This is a genomic window from Huintestinicola sp., assembly GCF_050874005.1.
GTDB lineage: Bacteria > Bacillota > Clostridia > Oscillospirales > Ruminococcaceae > Huintestinicola.
This window is the reverse complement of sequence record NZ_JBNMJV010000030.1, coordinates 14,017-36,005: the sequence shown is the minus strand read 5'-3', so window position 1 is coordinate 36,005 and position 21,989 is coordinate 14,017. Positions and strand designations below refer to the sequence as shown.

Here is a 21,989-nt window from a genome sequence, read left to right as displayed (position 1 = left end):
TTCAGTTTCTCCAGCGGATCGCCTAATTCTGTTAATTTCTTGTATCGGTTCTCTTCATCAAAGAATCCTATCTGTAGCATTTTCATATCTCTATTTTACCACTTTTTTTCTTTTTTGTACAGGGGTTTTTAGATGTTACCAATAGAAAGCTCCATCGGAACACATTTTGATCCGCTGCTTGGCAGGGAATTTCTGAAATGCCGACCCGAGTTGGAGGCTTTGTATAATATGGTCGGCATTGAGCAGGAATAGGTCCGATTTTGCATTTAACATAACAGGAGACATAGATCATGATACTTATAGGAAAGAAATTGACCCCGACGGTTTCATTCATTCTTTATGATGAAGAAACCGAAAAGACATCGGAGGTCGGCAATACCGAAATGACCTCCCTAATACTTAATAAAAAAGTTTCCAATGCTCAGCTGGAGAATACCGTTATAAAAATGACGGACGGCAGTCTCACAGTTTTTGACCAGAAAAACACCCATAGTGTGTTCTATGTGCTGGGCTGTACTGATGGAGTCTACTCTCTGATCGACGGTTCGGGCGAGATATGGAAGATGAGCCTGAATGCAGCAAGAGCCTTTTTGGAGCAGGGAAAGAAAAAACTGATAAATGCCAAGATCAGCTCCAAAGGGATATCCATAAACAAGCATCGTAATTTTTCAACTGCTCTGAGCCGCTCCACAGAGCATTATCATCAATCGTAACAACAGATCAAAAGGGACTGTTGCAGCACACGCCGCAGCAGTCCCTTTGAAATTATTTTCCTCTGTCAGCAGAAAGTTCCTCGGCTTTCATAAAGAAATCGTAAACCGGAGCGATACCTGCAAAATCTTCGGCTATTTTTTCGGGAAGTTTGTCCGAAAAAAGCATATCCCAATCTTTGCTGAGAGCGGAAAGTCCTATGGTCTTTCTGTTGAGCCAGTTACGCTTTTCATCACTTTCATCGGGGTATTTGTCACGTTTGTACATATCTCCGTAAAGTTCAAAAACATTCTGAGAATTAAACGCTTCAAGAGCTGCAGTAAAATACGGACTGTCGGTCAAAATAAGGCTTCGCATATCGTTCATAGTTTCCGCAGATGCCACGTAAAATCCGCAGCCGTATTCAAATCCCTTTTCGGAAATATCAAAATAAAAAGCCGGCAAAGATTTGTAAAGATCTTTACCTCTGCTGAATGTGCACCACATATTTTCCCTGAAAACCGATTTGCCACGGGCATATCGTGCGTCACGGTAAATACGGGATATTTTTACATATGAGATAAGTTCGTCGATGTTTTTCATTGCAGGCGTCAGAGCTTCAGTAAACTCCTTAAATGGCTTTGCTACATAAGAATTATACTCATCACGATGTTCGTTGAACCAGGTTCTGCTGTCGTTAAGTCTGTTTTCAAATAAAAAATCAAGAGTTTGGGGTGAAAATGGCATTCTGATACCTCCATAAATTATTTTATCCCAAATTTTTTCCGGATCTGCGTTATCACATAGATGTGATCCATTTTAAGATGTGGCATAAGATCACTGATTTCCGATCTATAAAGACACGCCCGTGAAATCCTGCTTCACGGGCGGTCTTTATCACAGTATTATCAGATACTTATCAGTCTGCAATATAAACTCTCTTCATTTTCTGCTCGGTAACGGGTCTGTCGCTGTAGTCGGTCTCGCAGGAAGCGATCTCGTCTACTACGTCCATTCCCTCAACTACCTTGCCGAATGCAGCATAGTCGCCGTCAAGATGAGGAGCGTCCTTGTGCATAATAAAGAACTGGGAGCCTGCGCTGTCCTTCATCATAGAACGTGCCATTGAAATAACGCCTCTTGTGTGCTTTAAGTCATTCTGAACGCCGTTTGAAGCAAACTCGCCCTTGATATGCCAGCCGGGACCGCCCATACCTGTTCCATCGGGACAGCCGCCCTGTATCATAAAGCCGCTGATAACTCTGTGGAAAATAAGTCCGTCATAAAAGCCCTGCTTCACGAGCTTTTCAAAGTTTTCCACGGTGATGGGAGCCTTGTCGGGATAAAGCTCGATCTTTATCTGCTTGCCGTTTTCCATTTCGATAATAACCATTTGTTTTTCCTCCATTTTTTAAAACTTGTAAAATTATACCATATACTCAAAGCCTTGTCAAGGGGCGTTACACAATAAGAAATACCGCTGCGATGGAGACAAACTGCATTACTATCTCAAGTACGATAAACAGTATAAGCAGAGCCGCCGAAACTCCTCCGCCCTGTTTTAAGGCAAAGGAAACATTGCCTCCCGAGGATAATGCCTGCTGTTTTATCTGCGAAGCCTTGTTCAGGGAATGACGATAATAGAAATAATTGGAAAATCCCGCAAAAATGAAAATGCCCACAAAATCAAGGATATTGGTGAAATTGTAAAGCGTCATAAATGCGCCGTGAGTCAGGTCAAGAGAAAGCAGCTTTTCCACAAATTCGGAAATGTACGGATACATCTGAGTGAGCATAGTCCTGTACATCTCGTCGCCGAACATCGTCTGAGTGGATATCGCCACAGCAGGAAAGCTGATTATAGTCTTGAGTATCAGCACAAGCACGGCGGCAAGAGGCATTTTGCGGTAGGCAAAATACAGCTCGGGAAAAAACATTGCAGGGAAATTCATACTGAGCTTTAAATTCAGATGCCGCATATTTCTGAATTTCGGCAGATAATAATGGGTGTTTGAGCCTACAAAATCTCCCATATCCCTGACGGTAACGGTATCATCATACTTTTCATCGGGATTGAAGCCGCAGAGAGGGTCGGAGTAATTTATCATAAATGGATAGACATTTTCCATTGCGCTGTCTATATTTTCAGCATTCGGAGTTTCCTCTCTCGCCGCTTCCTCGGGCTTTCCGCCCTGCGAGAAGAAAAAGTCGGTAGGTGCGCCGCACTTATCACAGAAAAGCTGATCGTCTTTCAGAGAATTGCCGCACTTTTTGCATACGGCTCCCGCTTTTTCATCTTCGTGAGTTTCTTTCCAGCTTTTATGGCTTTCGTGAAGCTCGGTGTTTATACATTTTCCCTCTTTTTTATAACATTCACGGTGATATGGCGTGCCGCACTCGGGGCAGACCACTATATCGTCCTCAGAAGTGAATTTCTTTCCGCAGGACTTACATTCACAGCCTGTATAGTCAAACAAAATAATGCCTCCTTTGCGCTGCTTTACAGCGCTCTGTTTACATTATAGCACGAATTTCCTCAAAATACAAGGAATTTTATGACTTTCATCTTTTTAACACAATTATATCACTTTACGGCTATTGAAAAAATGGCGGACGGTGATATAATATTATCAGCAGGATATTTACTTTTTGTTTTACATAAATTTACAATTTTGAAAGAATGATGCAAATGAAAATGATGATAAAAATAATACTTAAAAGAATTATGCAGCTTTCTCCTCTGCTGATGATAGGGATAATGGCGGGACTTTACGTTACCTGCTTCCGGCATATGACCTTAGAACAGATACTTAACTACACCCCCTCTGAGCCTATAGCGGCTGCGGCGGTGATACTTGTGATGTACGCTCTGAAATCCCTTTCCTACTTTTTCCCTATGGCGCTCATTGCGGCGGCGGCAGGAGCCATATTTCCCGTTTATATATCCATTCCCCTTAATTTTGCGGGGATAATCATAATGGCTACTATCCCCTACCTTATCGGAAGATACGCCGAAAGCGAGGCGGTGGACAAGCTTGCCCTGAAATACAAAAAGATAGAGATGATAAAGGAATTCAGTAAGGACAGACATTTTTCGGGAGCGTTTTTCCTGCGGATAATAAGCTGTCTGCCCTATGATATTGTGAGCCTTGCTATGGGAAGTCTCAGGTTTGATTACAAAAAATATCTTCTGGGTACCTTTCTCGGAACCGCTCCCGGATTTATCCTCACCACCATAATGGGCTCGGCGATAACCGAGCCGCTGTCCCCCGAATTTCTCATCTGCGCAGGGGTGGAGATAGACATTACTATTATTTCCGCCCTTATCTATAAAATGCACCATTCAAAAAGCAAGACGTGATCATTCCCCGTCAAAGAAGCTCTGTTCATCGTGGACAAATGCGTCATACTGCTCGAAGAACACATTCCTCTGAGCCGCAAGACGCTCTGAATGTTCATTCTCCGAAAGATACTCTGCGGTCTTACTTGCTGCTGCAAGCCTGTCCTCCCTGGAAAACTCCCTGAAAAAGTGAAACAGGATATGATAGCAGTAGCGCTGTCTGCCACTGCATATCTGTTTTGCTATGTCAAGGCACAGCTCCGTAAGGTCGTCCACATCTTTGATACAGCCGCATTGCAGAAGTCCTGCAAAATCCGCAGGATTGCCCCCAAGCACGGCGCTTTCTCTGAAATATCTGCGGCTGTATTCCATTGTCTCCTCATTTTCGGGAGCGATAAGCTCTATCATTCGGACGGAAAAGCTTCTGAGATAAACGCTGTAAAAGAAGGGATCCTCCGTTGTAAAACCTTTCACGTCCTCCAAAGCCTTTTCGGCAAAGAATTTATACCATCTGATATCAATGTCGTTTATTACAAGAGAAAAATGCCGTCTCTCGTTGTCGGGTCCCGCAAAATATGTGGGCGAGCCTTGTACATATCCGTTATTCTCCCAGGAAAGACCGTCAAGGACCCAGAATATCCTGGGGTACGTTGCAGGGTCCTCAAGGAGATAGGAGAATTTATCGTAGGCGGCAGAGGTGTCCTTTATAAAATATGCGAAAAATCCTGCCTCGGCAAACACATCGGGATAAAGCTCATACAGCTCCTTTACCTTGCCTGTAAAGGTCTCGTACTCACCGTCGGTCTCTATGGCATTTGCCATTGTGAGAATAATTATGTCGTTAAGGGCGGTGAAAAAGGTATTTTCGCAGTTCTGCTCCCTCTCGGCAAGATATCGTGCGTACAGAAAAGGCGGCTGACCGGTCTGAGAAATGATGTCGCCGCTCCAGCTTAGCCCCATTTTCAGTATCTTCTTATAATTTCTTGCCGCCTTGGCGTAAATGTCCGTCATTTTGTCCGACTCCTTGAAAAGGCAGGCGTGGAGCAGAAAATAAAGCTCGTTTACAGCGTCCCTGTACTCCATTCCCTCCATCGCCCTGTCAAGAAAATCATCAAGCCTTCCTGCGCAGTAGTCGGAAAACTCATCGCTGCGGCACATCATTATGTAGGGCAGAAAGCGCTCGTCGGTTATCCTGTCCTGCCAGAATTTATCCGCTGCCTTTGTTTTAAATCTGCAAAGCTCCTCCAGATACAGCTGCTTCTTTTTCCCCGAAGAAGTATGGAAAAGGGATATGCACTTTTCACATTCCGTTTCGTTTTCATAGAAATTTCCCATTTCATCACCCGTCTCATAAATTCTAATTTCAATTATATACTACTTTTTCCTTTACGTCAACCATAGCTTTACCTTAAATGCTTAAAATTTATTAATAAATAATGAAATATGCCCAAAAAGCCTTTAAATGCCCGGGAAGATATGATATAATATATTTATATACGCTTACATAAACCTATCCAAAGTGCAGATCTATCTGCCGTATATACTGCGACCTTAAAGGAGGCAATTACCCTTGAGCAGCGAGAACAAAAAGAAAGCAGCCGCAGGAAAGCCCGCCCATATGGCGGATGAAAAGACTTCCTCGGCTGAAACAAAAAAGAAAAAAAGAAAAAAGAAAAAAGCGGGTCCCATACGCAAAACGCTTACCGTTATCGGTACGGTGCTGCTGTCCCTTATCCTTATTGCGGTGATAAGCGTTTCCATCATTGCGGCGGCTCTTACGCTGTATGTTATGCAGTTTCGTGAAAGCACACCTATCGACATCGATCTGGACAGCCTCGATCTTGCCTACACTACCTTCATTTACGGTCAGGACAAGGAGGGCAATGATGTTGAGCTGACTAAGATAAGCCGTGCCGCAAACCGTATCCCCATATCCATTGAGCGCATTCCCAGACACGTCCGTGACGCCTTCGTTTACATCGAGGACGAGCGTTTCTATGAGCACGCAGGCGTTGACTGGAAGCGTACCTTCGGTGCATTCCTAAACGAAATTCTGGGCGGTGTTATCTACAGCAGCAAACAGGGCGGTTCAACAATTACCCAGCAGCTTATCAAGAATGTTTCGGGTGACAAAGAGCAGCACTGGGACAGAAAGATGCGTGAGATATTCCGTGCAAGCGACCTTGAACGCTACCGCTCCAAGGACGAGATACTTGAAGCCTACCTTAACTGCGTTGGTATGGGCGGAAGTGCTTCGGGTATTCAGGCAGCTTCTCTGAAATATTTCGGAAAGGACGTTTCCGAACTGACACTTGCCGAGGGCGCATGCCTTGCGGCTATACCCAAAAGCCCCGAGAGACTCAATCCCTTTGCCGATCCCGAGGCTAACAAGGAGCGTCAGGAGCTTGTTCTTAAAGCTATGTACAAGAATGCGGCTATCTCCGAGCAGCAGTACGAAGAGGCAATTAACGAGGAGCTTCATTTCAGAGACCCCAGCCAGGATAAGACCACAAACGAGATTCAGAACTGGTATGTGGATATGGTAATCAGAGATGTTACCCTTGACCTTATGGAGCTTTACGGCGTTGATTTTGACTCCGCCAGCGATATGCTCTACAACGGCGGCTACACCATTCACACTCCCATTGATATTGAAATGCAGGAGAAGATAGAGGAGAAATACCGCGACTACACCACATTTTCTGACAGCGTTCTCAGCGACCCTCCTCAGTCGGCGTTCATCGTTATGGACTATACGGGCAACATTCTTGCGGTTGCAGGCGGTATCGGTGAGAAGGCAGGCTCCAACATCTTCAACCGCGCCACTATGGCTAAGAGACAGGCAGGTTCCTGCTTCAAACCTCTGGCAGGTTACTCCTACTCTATTGAGAATAACCTTATCACCTGGTCTTCCATCATTCAGGACTTACCTATTGAGATACCCGATGAGAACAATCCCGGTCAGACAAGAAAATGGCCTACAAACTACAGCTCCACAAGCGCGGACAACGTTTGGAGCGGACGTTCATACTTTACCTTCCAGGCTCTCCAGAGGTCTCTGAACACCGTTTCCGCACGTCTTGTAGAGGGTGCGGGTGCTGCAAATGTATTTGAATTTGTAATGAACAAATACCAGATATCCACACTTACGGCTTATGACGCTAACCTCTCGCCTATGTCGGTGGGCGCTCTTACCGAGGGTATTTACCTGAGAGAGCTTGTGGCTGCATATCAGCCCTTCGGAAACGGCGGAAAATATTTCGCTCCCACATCCTACACCCACGTTATCGACCCCTCGGGCGAGATAATCCTGCAGCATCAATACACACCCATTCAGTCCATCAGCGAAGAGTCCGCATACGTTATGAACAAGCTTCTGCAGACGGTCATTGAGGGTCCCAACGGTACGGGACGTGCGGCAAAGCTTAACAATGTTCCCGTTGTGGGCAAAACAGGTACCACTCAGGACTGGAGAGACACCCTTTTCGTAGGCTGCACTCCCGATTACGTAAGCGGCGTATGGTACGGCTATGATGACAACAGGACTGTAAAGTCGGGAACATATTACGGCTCGGCACAGCTGTGGAAGAATATTTTCGGTGACATTGCCGAGGCAGGCACAAGGACGGAATTCCCCGAGTGCGATACTGTCAAGGAGCTTTACTACTGCTCCAACACGGGTCTTATCGCCAGCGGAAGCTGTCCTACAGGAAATGTGGGATATTACAAGTCCACAAATGTTCCTCCCATATGCACAAAGTGCGGCGGTCATTCCGAGACTCCCAAGCTTCCCGAAATAACCGAGGCGGCTATAACTACCATCTCCCCCAATGCTATCGACATTGACGGACTTACAAACGAGCTGCTTGACGACGGAAACAACTGATAAAAAACGAACTTCTCCCTGCCCCGGCGGGGAGAAGCATTACCAAAACAAAAATGCTGATTTAAGGATTGAATTTATGGAAAAAATAAAACTTAGCTGCCCCTGCCATTTCGGACTTGAAAGCGTTCTGAATTTTGAGGTCAGAAAAATTGGCGGAGAGAATATTTCCGTTACCGACGGACGTGTGACCTTTGAAGGCGATGAAAATATGATAGCAAGGGCAAATCTCTGCCTTGCCACCGCCGAAAGAGTTCAGATACTTTTAGGCGAGTTTGAGGCGGACACCTTCGACAAGCTTTTCGAGGGAGTGAAAGCCCTGCCCCTTGAGCGTTTCATAGGCAAAAGCGACGCATTCCCCGTTAAGGGTCATAGCATAAGCTCTCAGCTATCGAGTCTTCCCGCCTGCCAGTCAATTATCAAAAAAGCGGCGGTGAAGCGGCTTGAAAGCATTTATCACGTAAGCTATTTTGAGGAAACAGGAGCTGTTCATCAGATACAGTTCAACATTTTAAAGGACAAAGCTTCCATATACCTTGACACCTCGGGTGCAGGACTTCACAAAAGAGGCTACCGCCGAAATTCCAATGCCGCTCCCATTAAGGAAACTCTTGCGGCAGGCATAATAGACCTTGCTCAAGTAAGGCGGGACACAGTTTTCTGCGACCCCTTCTGCGGCAGCGGCACTCTGCTTATCGAGGCGGCTTACAAGGCTCTGAACATTGCGCCGGGACTTAAACGCACCTTTGCCGCCGAGAAATGGGACTGCATTTCTCCCGAAATATGGCGTGAGGAACGTACTCGTGCTATGGACGGCATTATCAGAGACAGCGATTTTTACGCCTACGGCTATGACATTGACCCCGAATGTGTGGCTCTCACCGCCGACAACTGCGCCAAGGCCGGTGTGCGAAACAGGATAAAGGTGGAGAGGGCGGACATAAAAAATTACGTAAACAGAGACAACACCCTTACCGTTTGCAATCCCCCTTACGGCGAAAGACTTCTTGAGATAAAGGAAGCCGAAAAGCTTTACGAAACTATGGGCAGGGTATTCCTTGCGGACAAAGCTCACCCCTGCTCGGTCATCGCACCCCACGAGGATTTTGAAAAATTCTTCGGAAAGCGTGCAGACAAGCGGAGAAAGCTTTACAACGGTATGATAAAATGTCAGCTGTTTTCATATTACAAATAAAAAAACATCTCTCTGCCGATATTGTTGTTTTATTGCACAGCAGCTGTTTCCCACGGTCCGGGCTTTGAAAAATAATATCCCTGAGAATATCTTATGCCCATTTCTTCGATAATGCTCTGTATCTTTTCATTTTCCACAAATTCGGCAATGACCTGTTTTTTCTGATTGCTGCACCAGCTTGTGATGATCCCCACAAACTGCATACACTTTTCATCGTCACAAATTGAGCGGATTATCTCGCCGTCGATCTTCAGAAAATCAGCGTCAATGCGAATGATGTGCATAAGATTTGAAAATCCGCTGCCGAAATCGTCAATGGCAATCTTTGCATTTTTTTCGTGTATTCTGTCTGCAAATTCCTTGATATACTGATAATCGGTGACTTCTTCCGATTCCACCAGCTCGAAAATGAAATTTTCGGGGTGAGCGGCTTTGTTCAGATATCTGAATATCACCTTAATCATTTCACGGTCGTAAATATCACGGACATTAAGGTTTATGGTCACTTTTATATCACTGTCAATAAACATTTTCATCACTTTTTTTACCATAACCACCGACAGCAGCTCGTAAAGATTATATTTTTTCGCCACAGGCAAAAACTGATCGGGGAAATATATCTTACCGCTTTTATCGGCTATCCTCATCAGCGATTCGTACAGTCCGAAACATTTTTCGGCATTATCGTAGATCCCCTGAAAATACGGTACCACACGCTCCTCTGAAAGTGCGTCACGTATCACCTGAAGAATATGTATTTTCTCTGTTTTATCCATTATGCTGTCGGCTATCCGACCGTATTTTACAAAAGGAATATTATGCTCCGAGCCGTACTGCAAAGCTGTTTCCGCTTTGTGAAGCGGCTCATTTTTATCCTCCACTACAGCGCATTGATAGGACAGCTGTACATCGTTTAATGAAATAGAATTAAGATATTTAAGTGTATCCTCTGCGATTTTTTCAAATCTATCGGTGCCGATATTATCCTCGGCAGCAATAAGCAGAGACGAGGTCTCATAGCTGTAAATATGAACAATTCCCATTTCATTGAGCTTTTCGGTAACATTGCCGTAGACCTTTTTCAGCTCTTCAAAAATTTCTCTGCGTCCAACGAACAGCTTAACCATTTTTTCATTGTTAAGTACGTAAAGAGCGATCTTATTCAGGTGTATATTCTCTCTTTCACAGAGATAACAAAACTGATTATCAAGTCCCAGCGCTTCATTTCGGAGAAGAGAATTTTTGATCTTATTCTGCTGATTTTCAAGCTGCTCGTTAAGCTGCCTGTTTCCCGAAGCAAGCAGGTAATTGACAGCTTTGACATTATTCTGACGGATCGCAGAAGAATCGGAAAAGTCCCTGCTTCTGAGCGGGATATGAGCGTTTTCATTTTCAGAAAGAGATGCAGCGGCAAAAGTAAAATTTGCAAAATAATTTCTTCCGTCTCTCCATACAAGCTCTCCCGACAGCAAAGCACCGCTTATATTTGTTGCTGTGAACTGTTCAGCCTCCCATTTTGCACAGCTGTGCATTACTATCATTCTTGACTGACAATCATATGCATAAAGCAGCTCCGAGGGAGCTTGTTTCAGTTCCTGATAGACCGTCCGCATTTCACCCAGAGTTTTCTGCGGATTAAAATAGCCCGAATATATTGCAGAACCGCTTGGCAGCTCACAGGAAAGCTCCAGGCGTTCTTCTTTTTTATGTTCGTATTTCACAAAATACGGTATCTGAATACCATCTTCCCATATTATCGGAAATAAAACAGAAAGCTCGGGGTCGTTTTCAAGCTCAGTTTTATCGAGAAATTCGGAGTACCACTTTGCGCCGCTTACTCCGTCGATCTTTTCAAGACAGCATTTCCGTGACTTTGTGACCGTACAGCTTTTTCCCGAGCTGTCGGCGCCGCATACGAAATTCTCATATACAAACAGGCTGTCCGATGATATAAATGCTGCGGAGACTGCCTTTTCGGAAGTATTGCTGCCCTCAAGCACATAGGAACGGCTTTTTTTCGCTTTATAGCCTGCCGCTCCGCCCAGAATTTTTACTCCGGGAGCTTTCTTTGTTATCAAGTCGGCAAGCATTATTCCTCTGGTAAATCCCGCAGGCAGAAAGACAAGCAGAAACCCGCTCCTGCCTTTAATAAGCTTTTCTGAGATATCTGCACATAGCTGCTTGTCGTTTTTTGATTTGTCTATAAACAAAGACTCAACTTCACATTTGTCAAAAAGCGTAATTGATACAAGACAGGCGTCTGAAATGATCTTTCCGTCAAGAATAACCCCCGGGGTGGAACAGCCGATAATCCTTGCATTAGGCAAAAGCTTGCTTATCTCCCCTGCCAGGTTGCTCATCTCCTCCGCAGTATGGACCGAACTGTGGATACGAATAAGCGCCTGCTTGCTTCTGTCGATCCCTGTTCCGTTAAGAAAAATATCGAATTTCTGCTTGTTATGATACAGATGATTATAGACTTTCATAAATTTTTCTTCTTTCAATTATTTATATATAGATAATTGTAATATGCCTTTGTAAAATGCACTATCACGCTTATGTAAAATCTGCAGAAAGCTTTACAAAGGCAAAAGACCGGACTTTTCAAGAATTTTACATATGAGCGATAGCGTATTTTACACAGAGATCTTACAATAGATGTAAATATAATTGTAAGGAGCAATCCCGATGAAGAAAACTTATGTGATAGATACCAACGTGCTTATCCAGTCGCCTTATGCAATAGAATGTTTTGAGGACAACGACCTTATCATACCCCTCGTCGTAGTTGAGGAGCTTGACGGACTGAAAAAAGCCGAAGGAGAAAAGGGAGCAAATGCCAGAGCTGCCGTAAGGCTCCTTGAAAATCACAGGCAGTCGGGAGATCTGCTGGAGGGAGTGCAGTTGCCCGGCGGAGGTACTCTGCGAATTGAAAAAAATTTTTCAAACGTCCCTCTTCCCGAAGATCTGCCCGAGGACAAGGCAGACAACCGTATTTTAAAGGTATGCAAAGGACTCACGGAAAAAACCGGTGAAGCAAACCGTCCGATCCTTGTTACAAAAGATCTTGTACTCAGATTGAAGGCGCAGATACTTGGGATAAAAGCCGAGGATTTTACCACCGAGCAGATATCCGAAACAGACGCAGGCTATACGGGACGGTGCGAGGCTTACATACCCGACGAGCTTATAAAAGATTTCAAGAAAAACGGAATTTTCTCCGAACGGCTGTATCGGACGGATCCTGATGGAGAACGCAGAGATATCCTTTTTACTGAAAATGAATTTGTTATTCTCAGATCCGATCAGTCCGCAAAGAAAACACTTCTTGGCAGGATATCGGGAGATAAGGTCGTACCTTTAAAATATAAAAAGGCTTCTCCTTACGGTGTCACTCCGAGAAATGCAGGTCAGTATTTTATGCAGGAAGCGCTTATGACAAGTGCGGATAAAGCTCCTCTGGTTATCATCAAAGGTATGGCGGGTACGGCAAAAACCTTTTATTCCCTTGCTGCAGGACTTGAAAAGACCTATAACGGATCGGACAATGAATACCGCAGGATAATCGTATGCCGCCCGAATTCACAGTTTGACGATGATATAGGATTTCTTCCCGGAAGCGAGCAGGAAAAGATCGCTCCCCTGATGCGCCCGATAATAGACAATCTGGAGCAGATCCTTGATACGGACGGCGAGGACGGAGAAATGATATTGAATGATAAGATCACAGAGCTTTTCGAGCGTGGGATCATTCAGACGGAGGCTATGAATTTTATAAGAGGACGCTCAATTACAAAAACCTACCTCATAATTGATGAAGCGCAGAATATGACCCCCAATCAGGTCAAGGGAATAATCACAAGAGCAGGCAAGGGAACGAAGATAGTTCTTTTGGGTGATCCAAAACAGATCGACAAGCCGTTTCTCGATGAAAGGACCAACGGTCTCAGCTATGCGGCAAAGTATATGAAAGGCAGTCCGTTCTGCTGGCAGATAACCCTTTCCGCCGACGAATGCGAGCGTTCCGAACTGGCATTTGACGCTGTTAAGAGGCTGAATATGTGATCTTGGCAAAATATCCGGTTATAATTTTTTTAGGAGAGATAGCGAATATGGTTTATACAAATTCGGTTTTTTACAGAAGAACTGATAAGGACGAAAAGCACGGCTTAGATGAGAGCGGAAATATTCAGATGCACAACGGCGTGATCTGCCGCAATTTTGAAAACATAACTTCTTCTGACGCCCCGATCGAATGTGATGATGAGTTTTATCGTGAATTTATGGAGGACATCATAAAGCAAAGAAAGAGGCTCTCTCCCGTGCGCCTTGAGCTTTCAAGGGAGCTTGACGAGGAGATCGTGGAGAAGCTTTGCAGATATATGGATATTGAGCGGAAGTATGTTTTCCGTAATATATCTCCTCTTGACCTTTCTTTTGTGTTTGATCTGCAGGATCATCTCCGTCAGAGATCCGAGCTTTTTTATCCCAAAAGGATCCCTCAGAAGTCGGCGCAGTTTGTTGACGGCAGACCTATACTCGAACAAATCAAGGAAAAGGATAAGCTGCTTGCATACCCATTTGACAGCATAAAGCCTTTCCTGAATATGCTTCACGAAGCTGCTGCTGACAAGGACGTTGTATCTATAAAAATGACCCTTTACAGAGTTGCAAAGAACAGCGAAGTGGTTAACGCCCTTATCGAAACCGCCGAAAACGGCAAGAACGTGCTGGTTCTCGTAGAGCTTAAAGCAAGGTTTGACGAGGAAAACAATATCGAATGGTCACGCCGTCTTGAAGCGGCAGGCTGTACGGTGATATATGGTCTGAATGGTTTCAAGGTACATTCAAAGCTGTGCCTTATCACGAAGAACATTAACGGCAATCCCGAGTATTACACTCAGATAGGCACAGGAAATTACAACGAAAAGACTGCCCGTATCTATACCGATCTTTCACTTATGACTGCCGACAGTACCATCGGACGGAATGCCAACGATGTTTTCAATGCCCTTGCTTCCGATACGACCGTAAAAAGCTCCGAAGCACTTCTTGTTGCTCCCAATTGCCTCCAGAACAGAGTCGTAGAAATGATAGACGAGCAGATAAGTCTTGCCGAAAAAGGCGAAGAAGCATATATCGGCGTGAAGATAAATTCCCTCACCGACAAGACCATAATCGACGAGCTTATCAAGGCTTCAAAGGCAGGCGTTAAAATCGAGCTTGCTGTAAGAGGAATATGCTGCCTTATCCCCGGAGTTCAGGGAGAAACTGAAAATATAAAGGTAATAAGCGTTGTAGGACGCTTCCTTGAACATTCGAGGATATATATTTTCGGCAAGGGCGAAGCTGCAAAGATATACATTGCATCTGCCGATTTTATGACCAGAAACACTCTCCGCAGAGTTGAAGTTGCAGCCCCCGTTTATGATGAGTGCATAAGAGACCAGATCGTGTATATGTTTGACAAGATAATGTCGGACAACGTTCAGGCAAGAGAGCTAAGCAGCGACGGAAATTATATCCGTGTGGAAAATAATAATGAAAAGATCAACAGCCAGGAGCATTTTTACGACAAGGCTTACGAGCAGGCGCAGGCAGCGGAAATGATAAGCGGTAAATGAATGATAATATATAAGTTAGAAAATTATCCCGAGCAAATCGAAGCAGAGCAGCTTGAGACGGAAAGCTGTCCTGCCGTCATACTCACCTCATCGTCGGAGGCTGCAAATGCGCTGAAATTATCGGGGATAGACTATGACGGAGAGCTTTCTCTGGACAGTATTGCATTCTCAAAAATCGAAACGCAGAACGATTTTCTTCTGGGAACTCTTTGTATTCCAAAACTGCTGGACGTTGCAGGAAGCAGATATAAAATTATGCTGTTTATCAGCCGCCGAAGCATTGTGATAGTTGATAATTACAGCTTTTCGCAGAATATCTTCCGCAAGATCCAAAACGGAGCCGTAAATCAGCGGCTGACCGTACAGCGTGTGATATGCAGCTATTTTTCACAGCTTATGCAGCGTGATACCGAGCTTCTTATCCAGCACGAGCAGAAAATAATGCAGCTTGAGGAAAAGATATCCGAGGGCAGGACAGACGGATTTTTAGAAAGCATTACGCCTATACGGAAAGAACTTCTTGTCCTTCGGAGCTATTATGATGAGCTTCGTGATATGGGAAAAGAACTTGAACAGGACGAGAACGAACTGTTTGACAAAAAGCAGCGAAAATATTTCGGGACCATATTCGACCGTGCCGACAGGCTTATGAACCGAACGATCTATCTTCTTGAATACGTTCAGCAGGTCCGTGACGCATATCAGGCACAGATCGACGCAAAGCAGAACAGCAATATGGCTTTTCTTACTGCGATTTCCACAATATTCTTTCCGCTTACCTTAATAACCGGCTGGTACGGAATGAATTTTGAGAATATGCCCGAGCTTGAAAATGGGTATCCCTATATAATTCTGCTGAGTATTGCGGTAGTGATAATATGCATCGCTATATTTAAACGGAAGAAAATGCTGTAGATCATTCCTTCCGGTCTGACACTAATTGCACACCGATCTACAGACAAATCCGGAATAAACATTATAATAATATCCCCAAAGCAGCTCCTGCATAAGACCTGCTTTGGGGATAACTATTTATTCGGGAGCCTTACCTGCAAAATTGTTAATGCGGTCGGCTTACCGTTTTTTATTGCGTCCTGAAACAATTATTGCTCCCAGAGCTGCCAGAAGACAGCCGCATATTACTGCCGCTATGTAACCGAGCAGCGGACGTTTTTCTCCGAGAATATCATCAATAACGTTATAATCTCCGTAAGCTCCGGCTCCTGCCGCAATATCATTGGTATCACCTGCCTGCGTATCATCAGACGGACAGGTCTCAGCTGCGTCAGGCAACGGCAGTATGGCCGAACCTGCCGGGGCGGTATTTGAAGGATAAAGAGATATATAACGAATACATACTTCCGCTGCTGCAGTATGACGAGAAATATTCGGGTGAGCTTTTTCACACGATCGATGAATATATTGAATGCAGGGAAAATATGACTGCTGCCGCAAAAAAACTATTTATCCACAGAAACACTATGATGTATCGCCTTAAACAAATAGAAGAAATTCTGGGAGTCGATATTGACAGCAGAGAAGCATTGTTCTGCATTCAGACAGGGCTTTATATTAAAAAAATAATTGATACCGAATGATCTTTGTGAGCTTTTTTAATACGAGGAGGATCTGCTGTGAAGCCTGTTATAGGAGTTATGCCCTTGTGGGACGACGAAAAAGAAAGCATATGGATGCTGCCCGGATATCTTGAAGGAATACGTCAGGCAGGCGGACTGCCGATCATTCTTCCGCTTACCGACGATGCTGATGAGATCGGTCAGTTAGCCGATATGTGCAGCGGCTTTCTTTTTACGGGAGGACACGATGTAGACCCGAAAATCTATAATGAAACATCTATCGGGGATATGGTATCACCTTGCAGCCAGCGTGACAAGATGGAGAAGCTTTTCCTTGAAATTGCTATCAAACAGGACAAGTCAGTCCTTTGAATATGCCGGGGCATTCAATTTATCAACGCAGTATTGGGCGCAGTATTGGGCGGCAGCCTGTATCAGGATATTCCGCTTCAGCATAAATCGAATACCGAGCATCATCAAAAGCCGCCCTATGATGTTCCCGTACACTCCGTAATTCTGAGGGAAAACACACCTTTGCATCGGCTGCTGAATATCACGGAAATGAAGGTCAACAGCTATCATCATCAGGTGATCAAAACTCCGGCTCCGGGGCTTATGGAAATGGCAGTTTCCGAGGACGGACTTACAGAAGCCGTACAAAGCTTTTGTCAAAGGGAAAAATGCAGAAAAATCGTTAGTTCAAAAAAAGATTATTCGTATCTCCCGATAAACCAATTGACCTGAATTTACGTAAAAAAAGCCTGCACAAAAAATGCAGGCTCTCATTTTATTCGTACATATCCCGCAGCTTTTCAAGTGCTTTTTTCTCTATCCTCGAAACGTAGGAACGTGAGATGTTCAGTTTGTCGGCTACCTCTCGCTGTGTAAGGGGCTTCAAGCCGTACAGACCGTATCGGTGGCGAATGACCTCCTTTTCACGCTCGTCAAGGCACTTGTCTATAAAGCCGTAAAGCTGACGGGATTTTATCATTACGTCTATCCTGTCCACAAGATTGTCGTCCTCGGCGATTATATCCATAAGGCTCATACTGTTGCCGTCCTTATCGGTGTCCACAGGCTCGTCAAGATAGACATCTCGTGCGCTTTTCCGGGCGCTTCTGAAATACATCAGCACCTCGTTATCTATGCACTTAGCCGCATATGTGGCAAAGCGGGTGGATTTGGAATTGTTAAAGGAGGATACCGCCTTGATAAGCCCGATGGTGCCTATGGAAATAAGCTCCTCGCTGTCAACGTTCGGAGAATAGTATTTCTTCACCACGTGTGCCACAAGGCGGAGATTATGCTCGATAAGCTCACCTCGGGCGCTGTCGTCCCCCTCCGCCATTCTCCTGAATGCTTCCGCTTCCTTTTCTGCGGACAGGGGCTTCGGGAATACGGTGCTGCTGTCCATATGCAGAGCAAAATACAGCATATGCTCCAGAAGCCACGAGATAAGTCCGCCAAACATAAAGATCACCTCGGATATACATTTTGGTAATGTATATTCGGGGTGAAATTTGTCCTATTCTATTTTTTACCGAAGAAACCGTTGTCGAATACATTTTTGCGGTCGTGCTTATCCTTTTGTATCGTTACATCGCCCTCGCAGCGGACATCGCCCTGTATTTCGGTGCAGTTGATATCTCCCTCGCAGCTTTGGACATTTCCGTGTATCACAGCGCATTCGATATCTCCACCTGCGGAAGCGTTTGCACCGATATCGCCGCAGTGTATATCATCGCCTGCGGTCACGCTGCCGCCTACATTGCCACAGTTTACTCCGTCCCCTGCCGACACTCCGCCGCCTACGTTTCCGCAGTTCACTCCATCGCCGCAGGACACTCCGCCGCCTACATTTCCGCAGTTTACTCCGTCGCCGCAGGACACTCCTCCGCCCACGTTTCCGCAGTTTACTCCGTTGCCGCATTGAATGTTTCCGTTAACGTCCCCGTCAATGGTACAGCTGCTCCAGATATCTACATTAAGGGTCGGCTGCTCCGATGGTGCAGGCATCTGCAAACTTATCACAAGCTTTCCGTCATATTCGTTCTGCGTGAGTATCTTATTTCCAATTGCCTGGACTATCCGCAGCTTACCGTCATCGGGCAGTCCGCATTCAGCCTTCGGGATATCCGCTTCTCTGCCCGTAAGCAGGAAGTCAACAGTCACGCCAAAAAATTCTCCCAGCTCCGGAAGCAGTGATATATCGGGACAGGACAGTCCGTTTTCCCATTTGCTCACCGCCTGGACGCTAACTCCCATCTGTTCCGCAAGCTTTTCCTGAGATATGCCCTTTTCGGTTCTGAGCCTTTTTATGGTCTCCGAAATAACAATATTCATAATGACGACCTCCGCTTTATTATTTTATCTTAATTATAACGGCTAAGCAAAATATTGTACAGAGACCGTCCGTTGATATTTATTCAACTGTTGGTTGATTATCCTCAGGCTTATTATCATCTGTGCCGAGCTTTTTACTCATACGCTCCATTGCAAGGGGAAGGGCAAGTCCGATAACGAAGATCACAATGGCAATGATACCCTCGCCGTTAAGTGTGAATTCCTTGGGATATACCGCAGGGAGAGAGCCGATTATCAGTCCGAGAATTGCGCAGTATGTGCCTGTCTTGCACTTTTTCAGAAGTATGCTTATTATTTTTGCCGCCGCAAGGAGTCCGATAACGGCTCCTATGGCATAATAAACAAGAGTTATGATATCCAGTTCGCTTACGGCTCTTATAGCATTGTCATAGCCGCCGAGAATTTTAAGCACAAGTGCGCCGCTGAGACCGGGCATAATCATTGCCGCCGCCGCAAAAACAGTCATTATGATTATTGCTATTGGACCTGTGCCAAATGCGGCGCTGCCCTCCTTTAAGGAGTTAAACAGGATTATTCCCACCGCCGCAATAAGAAATGGCGCAATGTGAATGGGTTTAAGCTTTCCTGCGCTTCTGCACTCCTTCACGATAGCAGGCAGAGAGCCGAGGATTATTCCGAGGAAGAAAAACTGGGTGGGAACATTATGATACTCGAAAAGATATCCCAGCACCTTTGATGCAAGGAAAATTCCCAGCACTATGCCTATTCCCAGAGGTATGATAAAGGGCAGATTTTTCCTCAGCTTTTTCAGATTAAGATCAATAGCGTCAAGCAGCTCATCATATATTTTAAGTATAAATGCGATCGTGCCGCCGCTGACTCCCGGAATGGCGTCGGCAATGCCAACACAGGCTCCTTTTATGACCAGCAGGAGCCATTCTTTAAACTTCTTCATTTTACTTTTCCTCCATTATTAAAATTCCCATTCAGTATAACACATTATTACCGTCATTTCAATAGCAAAAGAGATTTATTCTGAATTTTTAACGAAATCTTATTGAAATTTAATTTAAAGTATGGTATAATATAACTAATTTGGAAAGGATGACCGCTATGGGAAGCTACATAACTACTTATATGAAGTCGGTGGAGGCCGCTCTCGAGGACGAAAACACCGACTGGCAGGCTCTTAAAAGAGAACATCTCGTTCAGATAGAATTTATCCAGCACGAAAGGCTCATTCACCTTATCGTTACGGTGATGTGCTGCCTGCTGCTGTTTATCGGGCTGTGCGTTTTCTTTATGTCACAGCTTATACCGTTTCTTATCGTGGACGGTCTGCTGCTCATTCTTGATTTTTGTTACCTGATATATTACTGCTTCATCGAAAACAGCACCCAGAAGCTTTACAGACTTTACAACCGTATCTGCGCCAAGGCAGAGCCTGAGAACAAGACTGTTACCGATATCCTGACCCGGAAGAAGCTGACGTAAATTATTTTTAGATTGGAGATTACGCTGTGAAAGTAACCGCTGAGATCGTCCGTGAAATTATTGAAAAAAAGGACATTATCGTTGAATTTCAGCCCATATATTCCCTGAACACAAAAAAATACATCGGCCTTGAAGCCCTCGCCCGTGGAAAATACAAGGACGAGATCATTCCGCCCTATTTCCTGTTTGAGTACGCAAAAAAGGACGGCACCGTCCTTACCCTGGACAGGATATGCCGTGAAAAGGCTATGAGAGCTTTTTCCGCAGAAAGCTCCGCTCCCTCTCTTTTTATAAATTTCGAGACATCTGTCTTAAACGGCATTACCTCCGGCACGGGAGAAATCCAAAGAAGCGCTGCTGAAAATCACATCTCGCCTCAGAATATCGTTATCGAGCTGAATGAGTCGAGAGTCAAGGACTCCTATAATCTGATGATGTTCGTGGATTTTTACCGCTCAAAGGGATTTCTTATCGCTCTTGACAATGTGAGTGCGGGACTTGACACACTAAACCGCATTATGCTCATAAATCCCGATATCATCAAGATAGACAGGGCGATAGTTTCCCAGATCGACAGCAACAAGTACAACCAGGAGGTCTTCCGCTCCATTATCAACACCGCAAAGCAGATAGGCGCAATGACCGTTGCCGAGGGCGTTGAGACGGTGGACGAGGTAATCACCTGTATGATACTTGGAGTGGACTATTTCCAGGGCTTTTATTTCCAGAAGCCCGAGCAGTTCAATTATCTGTTTACAAACGAGGCAAGGCTCAGGGTGGAGGAAGCCGCTCAGAAGCTGAACATCTCCACAAAGAAAAATCCTACTGTGGTCAATATGATGATAGAAAGCTACAAGCGCATTATTTACGAGCTTGTGAACCGTCTTTCCTGTATGACACACGACGATTACAATGCGGAGCTTCGTGATTATGTTGACGAGCACAGCGAGATTGAATGTGCCTTTCTCATTGACAGCAAGGGCTTTCAGATAACTGACACGGTTATGACGCCGAATGTTGAGATACTCGAGGGTTATCACCCTGCGCTGATGGGTGTTAATCATGACATCAAGAATTATTTCTACGCCATCAAGGAGCAGATAGAAGACCCCTTTATTTCCGGCTGGTACATAAGCAATGCTACGGGCAAAAGCTGTAAGACTATTTCTTCCAAGTTTTACAACAACAAGGGCGAGATGATAGTTGCCTGCGTGGACCTTAAAAAGCAATGATGGTTATTCGGAGAAGCTTTGACTTGCCAAATCGGGATTTTGAGAGAAAAAAATGAAAAATTATACTCAGGTTTATGTAAAAAACAGTTTTGAAGCCGCAAAAATGTATTGCAAAGCTTTTGGAGCAGAGATCACACGTGAGTTTATAAATGAGCATAACTCGGCTTATGACCACTGCGAATTGTCTGTGAATGGCGAAGGCTTTCTGGCGTTAGCCGAAGCTTCAAATCCTTGTGATATAAATATAGTTCACAAATACAAATGGGAAACTATGACATTTAACGTGTTTGAAATGGGAACCGAGGAAGCGGTTTATAATGCTTTTCGTGTTTTAAGCGATGGCGGAGTGGTCATTGAACCTATTCACGAGCTTCCGTGGAGTAAATGCTGTGCGACCGTTATTGATAAATTTGGGGTGTGCTGGTGGATCTCAATTTGAAATGATCCGATCTCTCAAACTGTTTCAGATGTAATAGAGTTAAATCATATATGCCGTTCTCCGTTTTTCGGGGGACGGCTTCTTATTTGAAAAATTTACATAATATATATTGGCGCTTAGAAACATTCGTACTATAATATATTTTGGAAATTATTGACGGCAGGAAAATTGTGTGGTATAATTAAGATAA

The 21,989-nt window shown here is 44.7% G+C and carries 20 protein-coding genes and 1 pseudogene; 12 read left to right on the top strand and 9 right to left on the bottom strand.

The genetic code is table 11. The features are described from left to right. The first annotated feature begins 290 nt into the window (after window positions 1-290). Window positions 291-713, top strand: a complete 423-nt coding sequence (locus tag ACR0QN_RS10305) for a hypothetical protein (RefSeq protein WP_432651130.1) — start codon at window positions 291-293, stop codon at window positions 711-713. 52 nt (window positions 714-765) lie between these two features. Here the strand turns inward: ACR0QN_RS10305 and ACR0QN_RS10300 are convergent, their stop codons facing one another. From ACR0QN_RS10300 to ACR0QN_RS10290, 3 genes are all read right to left on the bottom strand, one after another. Next, a complete protein-coding gene (locus ACR0QN_RS10300) occupies window positions 766-1,437 on the bottom strand; it encodes a DUF2461 domain-containing protein (RefSeq protein ID WP_432651129.1) in 672 nt (223 codons plus the stop codon). Window positions 1,438-1,609: 172 nt separating this feature from the next. Beyond that, on the bottom strand, window positions 1,610-2,083 hold the full coding sequence (locus ACR0QN_RS10295; RefSeq protein ID WP_432651128.1) for a peptidylprolyl isomerase: 474 nt from the start codon (window positions 2,081-2,083) through the stop codon (window positions 1,610-1,612). A gap of 67 nt (window positions 2,084-2,150) precedes the next feature. Further along, window positions 2,151-3,167, bottom strand: a complete 1,017-nt coding sequence (locus ACR0QN_RS10290) for an RING finger protein (RefSeq protein WP_432651127.1) — start codon at window positions 3,165-3,167, stop codon at window positions 2,151-2,153. A 212-nt stretch (window positions 3,168-3,379) separates the two neighbouring features. Here ACR0QN_RS10290 and ACR0QN_RS10285 point away from each other — a divergent pair, with 212 nt between their 5' ends. After that, window positions 3,380-4,051 (top strand): TVP38/TMEM64 family protein, encoded by a 672-nt coding sequence (locus tag ACR0QN_RS10285; protein WP_432651126.1) that lies wholly within the window; start codon window positions 3,380-3,382, stop codon window positions 4,049-4,051. Here the strand turns inward: ACR0QN_RS10285 and ACR0QN_RS10280 are convergent, their stop codons facing one another. Beyond that, entirely contained in the window at window positions 4,052-5,365 is a 1,314-nt protein-coding gene (locus ACR0QN_RS10280; protein ID WP_432651125.1) for a hypothetical protein, read from the bottom strand. It abuts the gene before it with no gap. A 235-nt stretch (window positions 5,366-5,600) separates the two neighbouring features. On the opposite strand from ACR0QN_RS10280, the gene ACR0QN_RS10275 reads away from it, so the two are divergent. Together ACR0QN_RS10275 and ACR0QN_RS10270 are read left to right on the top strand one after the other, a co-directional pair. Continuing rightward, a complete protein-coding gene (locus tag ACR0QN_RS10275) occupies window positions 5,601-7,916 on the top strand; it encodes a transglycosylase domain-containing protein (RefSeq protein ID WP_432651124.1) in 2,316 nt (771 codons plus the stop codon). Window positions 7,917-7,992: 76 nt separating this feature from the next. Next, a complete protein-coding gene (locus ACR0QN_RS10270; protein ID WP_432651123.1) occupies window positions 7,993-9,108 on the top strand; it encodes a THUMP domain-containing class I SAM-dependent RNA methyltransferase in 1,116 nt (371 codons plus the stop codon). A gap of 29 nt (window positions 9,109-9,137) precedes the next feature. On the opposite strand, the gene ACR0QN_RS10265 is transcribed toward ACR0QN_RS10270, so the two are convergent. Continuing rightward, window positions 9,138-11,594 (bottom strand): EAL domain-containing protein, encoded by a 2,457-nt coding sequence (locus ACR0QN_RS10265; RefSeq protein ID WP_432651122.1) that lies wholly within the window; start codon window positions 11,592-11,594, stop codon window positions 9,138-9,140. Between the two features lie 202 nt (window positions 11,595-11,796). Here ACR0QN_RS10265 and ACR0QN_RS10260 point away from each other — a divergent pair, with 202 nt between their 5' ends. The 3 genes from ACR0QN_RS10260 to ACR0QN_RS10250 are packed head-to-tail and all read left to right on the top strand — an operon-like array spanning window position 11,797 to window position 15,647. Beyond that, window positions 11,797-13,173, top strand: coding sequence for a PhoH family protein (locus ACR0QN_RS10260; RefSeq protein WP_432651121.1), 1,377 nt, complete (start codon window positions 11,797-11,799; stop codon window positions 13,171-13,173). 47 nt (window positions 13,174-13,220) lie between these two features. Next, window positions 13,221-14,732 carry a polyphosphate kinase 1 gene (gene ppk1, locus ACR0QN_RS10255; RefSeq protein ID WP_432651120.1) on the top strand — a complete coding sequence of 504 codons (1,512 nt, stop codon included), beginning with the start codon at window positions 13,221-13,223 and terminating at the stop codon, window positions 14,730-14,732. Beyond that, window positions 14,733-15,647: a magnesium transporter CorA family protein gene (locus ACR0QN_RS10250; protein ID WP_432651119.1), complete on the top strand. Its 915-nt coding sequence runs from the start codon at window positions 14,733-14,735 to the stop codon at window positions 15,645-15,647. Between the two features lie 159 nt (window positions 15,648-15,806). Here the strand turns inward: ACR0QN_RS10250 and ACR0QN_RS10245 are convergent, their stop codons facing one another. Further along, window positions 15,807-16,025 carry a hypothetical protein gene (locus tag ACR0QN_RS10245; protein ID WP_432651118.1) on the bottom strand — a complete coding sequence of 73 codons (219 nt, stop codon included), beginning with the start codon at window positions 16,023-16,025 and terminating at the stop codon, window positions 15,807-15,809. A 32-nt stretch (window positions 16,026-16,057) separates the two neighbouring features. Between ACR0QN_RS10245 and ACR0QN_RS10240 the strand changes: the two genes are divergently transcribed. Then, entirely contained in the window at window positions 16,058-16,330 is a 273-nt protein-coding gene (locus tag ACR0QN_RS10240) for a helix-turn-helix domain-containing protein (RefSeq protein WP_432651117.1), read from the top strand. Between the two features lie 57 nt (window positions 16,331-16,387). Continuing rightward, window positions 16,388-17,053, top strand: a pseudogene (locus tag ACR0QN_RS10235) (gamma-glutamyl-gamma-aminobutyrate hydrolase family protein). A 43-nt stretch (window positions 17,054-17,096) separates the two neighbouring features. On the opposite strand, the gene sigK reads toward ACR0QN_RS10235, so the two are convergent. The 3 genes from sigK to ACR0QN_RS10220 all read right to left on the bottom strand — a co-directional run bounded on the left by sigK (window position 17,097) and on the right by ACR0QN_RS10220 (window position 19,589). Further along, on the bottom strand, window positions 17,097-17,780 hold the full coding sequence (gene sigK, locus ACR0QN_RS10230) for an RNA polymerase sporulation sigma factor SigK (protein ID WP_432651116.1): 684 nt from the start codon (window positions 17,778-17,780) through the stop codon (window positions 17,097-17,099). A gap of 59 nt (window positions 17,781-17,839) precedes the next feature. Beyond that, window positions 17,840-18,652: a helix-turn-helix domain-containing protein gene (locus ACR0QN_RS10225; RefSeq protein ID WP_432651115.1), complete on the bottom strand. Its 813-nt coding sequence runs from the start codon at window positions 18,650-18,652 to the stop codon at window positions 17,840-17,842. Between the two features lie 79 nt (window positions 18,653-18,731). Beyond that, window positions 18,732-19,589 (bottom strand): DUF368 domain-containing protein, encoded by an 858-nt coding sequence (locus ACR0QN_RS10220; RefSeq protein WP_432651114.1) that lies wholly within the window; start codon window positions 19,587-19,589, stop codon window positions 18,732-18,734. Window positions 19,590-19,747: 158 nt separating this feature from the next. On the opposite strand from ACR0QN_RS10220, the gene ACR0QN_RS10215 reads away from it, so the two are divergent. Genes ACR0QN_RS10215 through ACR0QN_RS10205 form a run of 3 tightly spaced genes read left to right on the top strand, consistent with a single transcriptional unit; the run spans window position 19,748 to window position 21,799 of the window. Then, window positions 19,748-20,128 carry a hypothetical protein gene (locus tag ACR0QN_RS10215; protein WP_432651113.1) on the top strand — a complete coding sequence of 127 codons (381 nt, stop codon included), beginning with the start codon at window positions 19,748-19,750 and terminating at the stop codon, window positions 20,126-20,128. A gap of 26 nt (window positions 20,129-20,154) precedes the next feature. Then, window positions 20,155-21,360 (top strand): EAL domain-containing protein, encoded by a 1,206-nt coding sequence (locus ACR0QN_RS10210; RefSeq protein ID WP_432651112.1) that lies wholly within the window; start codon window positions 20,155-20,157, stop codon window positions 21,358-21,360. A gap of 52 nt (window positions 21,361-21,412) precedes the next feature. Next, a complete protein-coding gene (locus ACR0QN_RS10205) occupies window positions 21,413-21,799 on the top strand; it encodes a VOC family protein (RefSeq protein ID WP_432651111.1) in 387 nt (128 codons plus the stop codon). Window positions 21,800-21,989: the final 190 nt, after the last annotated feature.

Bases quoted from the DNA above. Each gene is read 5' to 3' on its own strand.
- ACR0QN_RS10305 (WP_432651130.1), top strand. From the start codon at position 291: ATGATACTTATAGGAAAGAAATTGACCCCGACGGTTTCATTCATTCTT.
- ACR0QN_RS10300 (WP_432651129.1), bottom strand. From the start codon at position 1,437: ATGCCATTTTCACCCCAAACTCTTGATTTTTTATTTGAAAACAGACTT.
- ACR0QN_RS10295 (WP_432651128.1), bottom strand. From the start codon at position 2,083: ATGGTTATTATCGAAATGGAAAACGGCAAGCAGATAAAGATCGAGCTT.
- ACR0QN_RS10285 (WP_432651126.1), top strand. From the start codon at position 3,380: ATGAAAATGATGATAAAAATAATACTTAAAAGAATTATGCAGCTTTCT.
- ACR0QN_RS10280 (WP_432651125.1), bottom strand. From the start codon at position 5,365: ATGGGAAATTTCTATGAAAACGAAACGGAATGTGAAAAGTGCATATCC.
- ACR0QN_RS10270 (WP_432651123.1), top strand. From the start codon at position 7,993: ATGGAAAAAATAAAACTTAGCTGCCCCTGCCATTTCGGACTTGAAAGC.
- ACR0QN_RS10265 (WP_432651122.1), bottom strand. From the start codon at position 11,594: ATGAAAGTCTATAATCATCTGTATCATAACAAGCAGAAATTCGATATT.
- ACR0QN_RS10260 (WP_432651121.1), top strand. From the start codon at position 11,797: ATGAAGAAAACTTATGTGATAGATACCAACGTGCTTATCCAGTCGCCT.
- ppk1 (WP_432651120.1), top strand. From the start codon at position 13,221: ATGGTTTATACAAATTCGGTTTTTTACAGAAGAACTGATAAGGACGAA.
- ACR0QN_RS10250 (WP_432651119.1), top strand. From the start codon at position 14,733: ATGATAATATATAAGTTAGAAAATTATCCCGAGCAAATCGAAGCAGAG.
- sigK (WP_432651116.1), bottom strand. From the start codon at position 17,780: ATGTTTGGCGGACTTATCTCGTGGCTTCTGGAGCATATGCTGTATTTT.
- ACR0QN_RS10225 (WP_432651115.1), bottom strand. From the start codon at position 18,652: ATGAATATTGTTATTTCGGAGACCATAAAAAGGCTCAGAACCGAAAAG.
- ACR0QN_RS10220 (WP_432651114.1), bottom strand. From the start codon at position 19,589: ATGAAGAAGTTTAAAGAATGGCTCCTGCTGGTCATAAAAGGAGCCTGT.
- ACR0QN_RS10215 (WP_432651113.1), top strand. From the start codon at position 19,748: ATGGGAAGCTACATAACTACTTATATGAAGTCGGTGGAGGCCGCTCTC.
- ACR0QN_RS10205 (WP_432651111.1), top strand. From the start codon at position 21,413: ATGAAAAATTATACTCAGGTTTATGTAAAAAACAGTTTTGAAGCCGCA.